Annotated in this window: 2 protein-coding genes and 1 pseudogene; 2 read left to right on the forward strand and 1 reads right to left on the reverse strand. The window is 30.9% G+C overall.

The window, feature by feature from the left end; genetic code table 11:
• Positions 1–65 precede the first annotated feature (65 nt).
• Positions 66–1118 carry a 3-dehydroquinate synthase gene (gene aroB, locus ACU52_RS14365; protein ID WP_053399305.1) on the reverse strand — a complete coding sequence of 351 codons (1053 nt, stop codon included), beginning with the start codon at positions 1116–1118 and terminating at the stop codon, positions 66–68.
• A gap of 136 nt (positions 1119–1254) precedes the next feature.
• Between aroB and ACU52_RS14375 the strand changes: the two are divergent.
• Together ACU52_RS14375 and ACU52_RS14380 are read left to right on the forward strand one after the other, a co-directional pair.
• Positions 1255–4172: pseudogene (locus ACU52_RS14375) on the forward strand (outer membrane beta-barrel protein).
• A gap of 205 nt (positions 4173–4377) precedes the next feature.
• Entirely contained in the window at positions 4378–5292 is a 915-nt protein-coding gene (locus tag ACU52_RS14380; protein ID WP_053399304.1) for a glucosaminidase domain-containing protein, read from the forward strand.
• The last annotated feature ends 16 nt before the right edge of the window (positions 5293–5308 follow it).

The raw sequence follows: 5308 nt of genomic DNA on the forward strand, positions 1-5308 counted from the left end.
TTGAGTAAAGGCCTATGTTTTTATGTCTTTGATACATCAGGATAGAGAATTTGCTAACAATTTGTTTATAGGCCTTCTCTTATAAAATCAAATGATTCAAATATGTCTTCCTTTGATGCAGTGAAATTAATTTTTACTTTTCCAATATTTTCTAACAATGTAAAATTAATAGTATTAGCTGTATTTTTTTTATCATGTTTCATGAGTTCGTATAAGACTTCGTAATCGTCACAACTAAAATCATAAATTCCATAAATATGTTTTATGTAATTAACCGTCTGACGCATCTTTTCAATCGGGAATCCCACCTTAATTGTACAAAGATAAAGTTCACAAATCATACCATAGGCAACAGCATAGCCATGCAATATCGGAGATTGTTTTATCATTGAAAGTGATTCAAATGCATGACCTATCGTGTGCCCGAAATTGAGCGCTTTTCGCATACCGGTTTCATATGGATCATTCTTAACAATTTCTTCTTTAATTTTTATGCTATCCTCAAGAAGATATGATAAATCATTAAGATTTGGCGCTAAAATATCAAATGTAAGCAATTTACTCCAGATATCTTCATTACTAATTAAACTATGTTTTATCATTTCTGCATATCCAGAACAAATATTTTCGGAATCAAGCGTTTTTAAAAAATTTGTGTCAATAATTACTATATCAGAATTATTAAAAACCCCTATTTCATTTTTTAATCCGTTAAAATTTATTCCAGTTTTACCACCAACGGAAGCATCAACCATAGCCAATAGGGTAGTAGGTATGTTAATAAATTTGAGGCCCCGTTTAAATGTCGAGGCTGCAAATCCACCAAGATCTGTTACCATACCGCCACCTAAATTGATAATTAGAGAATATCGTGTAGCTTTTTGTTCGCTTAAAGATCTCCATACGTGAGTAAGCGAGTTTATGTTTTTACTATTGTCTGTAGAACATATTGAGATAATACCGGCATTCTTAAGTGATGGGATATCACTAATTCTTGGCAAACAAAATTTCTCCGTAATATTATCAACGATTATAAAAACTTTATCGGGATTGAAAGATTTAATATGAAAATCAAGTTCAGCATTTAAGCATTTAGATATTATAATACTCTGTTTCATAATCATAAAGACATTATATGTGTTGCAAAGTTAGTCAAATTTATTCTAAATGAAAATTTTTATTCAACTTTTAATATATTGTTGATTAAACCAATAATTATATTTAACGTCTAAGACAATAAAATATAAGGTAAAAATGAAAAAGAAGATAATTCTACTATGCCTATTGATAATTTCATCAATAGATGTTTTTTCTCAAATTAACACTATAACAGGAAAGATTATAGACCGCGATACAAAGGAAGGCGTGATGATGGTTACGGTACAAATGTTGACACAGGATAGCACCTATATCTCTGGTGTTTTAAGTGATGAAAATGGTAAATTTAAGTTAACTGCACCTAAAAGAGGAAATTATATTCTAAAATTTACATGTGTAGGATATATACCATTGACAAAAACACTAAATGTTTCAACTGAGAAAAATATAGCATTAGGTGATATTACCTTTTCTGCTGATGCAATTATGTTAAAGGGAGCAACTGTCATAGGTCAAGCACCGCCTGTGACAGTTCAAGAAGATACTTTTGTCTACAATGCTTCTGCATATAGAACTCCAGAAGGTTCTGTTGTAGAAGAATTGATAAAGAAATTACCAGGCGCTCAGATTGACGATGACGGAAAAATTACAGTAAATGGTAAAGAAGTAAAAAAATACTTGTTGACGGTAAAGAGTTTATGACCGGAGATACTAAAACTGCATTAAAAAATTTACCAACATCTATTATAGACAAGATTAAAACCTATGACGAGAAAAGCGATTTGGCTAAAGTCACTGGCATAGATGACGGTGAAGAACAAACTGTATTAGACTTTGGAATAAAGAAAGGAATGAATAAAGGAATAATAGGAAATGCAGATGCATCAATAGGAACGCATAATAGATATGCCGAAAGATTGATGGGGGCCCTATTTAAGGATAAATCAAGAGTGATGCTTATGGGAAATGCCAATAATACTAATGATAAAGGCTTCCCAGGAGGAGGTGGACTCCAAGGGTTGAATTCCTCAAAAATGATGGGCGCAAATTTTAACTATAATCGTAATAAGATATTCATTTTAGATGGTAGTATTAGATGGAATCATTCTAATGGTGACGTCAGAACAGAGCAATCAACTGAAAATTTCGTAAGTAACATCGGCTCTTTTTCAAATAGCTTTAATCAAAATTATACTCGAAGTAATAGTTGGGATGCTCGTTTGAGAATGGAATGGAAGCCTGATACGATGACCAATATTATGTTTCGTCCTACTATTAAGTATTCAACAAGTGATGGATTATCATCATCAACAAGTGCCTCATATAATGATGATCCATATTTATATGTTACTAATCCGTTGTCTCCTGAGTCAATATTACAAATGGCAGAAGATAGTTTAATGGTGAATACAAGGAAGAACAATTCTATAACATACTCTGAAAATAAAAGTTTAGGTATAATGTTGCAAATTAACAGAAAACTAAATTCTAAAGGTCGAAATGTAACATTGCGTACTAACGTTACTTATAATGATAATAAAAGCAAAAGTTTAAGTACATCAAATGTACATTTATATCAGATAAAAAATAGTTCAGGAGTTGATTCGGTATACCAAACAAATAGATATAATTTAACTCCAACAAAATCACTTAGCTATAATATTCAAGCAACTTATAGTGAACCAATATTTAAGACCATGTTTTTGCAATTTAGCTATAAATTTACTTATAACTATAACAAAAGTGATAGGGAAACTTTTGATTTCAGTAATTTAGGTGAGAATTTCTTTGATAATGTTATTAATGAATATAGAGGATGGAATAATTATCTAAGACTGTTAGAGAATCCACTTGACAGCTATCTGGATCCAGATTTAAGTAGGTATTCAGAATATAAGAACTACATTCATGATTTGCAAATAATGCTGAGAGTTATTAGACAAAAATACAATTTGAATATTGGATTCATGGCACAGCCACAAACTACACATTTCATTCAGAAATACCAAGGCATATATACAGATACAATAAGAAACGTTGTTAATGTCAGTCCAACATTAGATTTCAGATATCGTTTCTCAAAGTTGAGTAATTTGAGAATAAATTATAGGGGTACAACAACGCAACCTAATATGACAGACCTTATGGATATTACAGACGATAGTGACCCTTTAAATGTCACAAAAGGAAATCCTGGTCTTAAACCATCGTTCACCAATTCACTAAGATTATTTTATAATACATATTTACAGAATCATCAACGAGCTATAATGACGTACATTAATTACCAAAATACACGTAATAGTATTAGTAATATGGTTACTTATGACGAGAAAACCGGAGGACGCATAACGCGACCAGAAAATATAAATGGAAATTGGAACATTTCAGGAGCATTCATGTTTAACACTGCAATCGATTCTATTGGGAAATGGAATATTAATACATTTACTAATATATCCTATAATAATTATGTTGGATATCTTGCTTTAGATAATAATTCTAATTCACAAAAAAATATAACTCGCACATCACAAATTAATGAACAACTGCGCACTAGTTATCGCAATGATTGGCTTGAAGTTATGCTAGATGGTTCATTAAACTATACTCATTCACGGAATTTATTACAAAGTGAAAGTAATCTTGATACATGGCAGTTTTCATACGGAGGTTCATTAAATATATATTTACCTTGGGGAACTAGTCTATCTACCGATTTACATGAAAATAGTCGCAGAGGATTTAATGACAATTCCATGAATACAAATGAATTAATTTGGAATGCTCAAATTAGTCAAGGATTCCTTAAAGGAAAGACATTGACTATTTCTCTACAATTTTATGACATCTTACATAATCAAAGCAATTTCAGCCGAGTAATAACTGCTGTACAAAAAAGCGATACAAAATATAATAGTATAAATAGTTATGCAATGTTACATGTTGTTTATCGTATGAACGTATTTGGAGGAAAACAAGGCGATGACCCCAAAAGAAGAATCAGACCAGAAGGCATGTCAATAGGTCCTGGTGCAAGAGGGCATATCCCACATGAGTTTAGAGGTCGATAAACAAATATATAATATATTAGCGTATATTATAGTAGAAAATCTAAATTGATTACATACATCAATATATTTTAGAATTATAAATTTTATTTTGTCTTTAAGATAAATGTATTATAGAATTTTATCTAATAAAATTTTGAAAAGATATATAAATGGCTTAAATTTGCATTAATTTGAACCTATATAAATTCATAACAAGATATTAAGGATGGGGAGATTTTTGATACTTTTTTTATGTACATTGACAAGTGTTGTGCTTAATGCTCAAATGAGGTGGAACTCTAGGTATCAAGCTTATATTGATAAATATAAAGATCTGGCTATTTCAGAGATGCTGAAATATAATATTCCTGCAAGTATTACTCTTGCACAAGGATTACTTGAGAGTGGGGCTGGAATGAGTGAGCTTACAAGAAAAGGGAATAATCATTTCGGTATAAAATGTCATGATTGGCTCGGAGCAACAACATACCATGATGATGATGAAAAACAGGAATGTTTTAGAGCGTATCGTGACGCATACGAAAGTTATGAGGATCATAGCAAATTTTTGGCACGCCAGCCAAGATATAAAAAACTATTTTCACTTAAAAAAACTGACTATAAAGGTTGGGCACATGGATTAAAAAAGTGTGGATATGCTACGAACCCAAACTATGCAAAAAAACTTATTGGAATTATCGAATTGTATAAGCTACATAAATACGATCATGCTAAAAAGTATGATAAGTTCATGGTCGAGATGGCTGAAGTGAAAGACATTTCACCAGATACAAAATTGCATCCTATACATATTTATAATAAAAACTATTATCTTAAAGCAAGGCAGGGTGATACATTCAGATCCATTTCAAAGGAAGTTGGTATTTCATATAAGAAATTGGCAAAATACAATGAAAGAGATAAAAATGACAGATTAATACCAGGAGAAATCATTTACTTGAAAAAGAAACAAAATAAAGCCGAAAAAATATATAAAAACCGACCGCATAGAATTAAAGCCGGTGAAAGTATGTATTCTATAGCGCAATATTATGGTATTAAACTTTCTAGTCTTTATAAGATGAATAAATTGTCGCCAGATTATAGCATAAAAGTTGGTGATTATTTAAAAGTAAGATAAATTACGCTAATCGGCA

It is taken from the genome of Xylanibacter rarus, from assembly GCF_001275135.1.
Lineage (GTDB): Bacteria > Bacteroidota > Bacteroidia > Bacteroidales > Bacteroidaceae > Prevotella > Prevotella rara.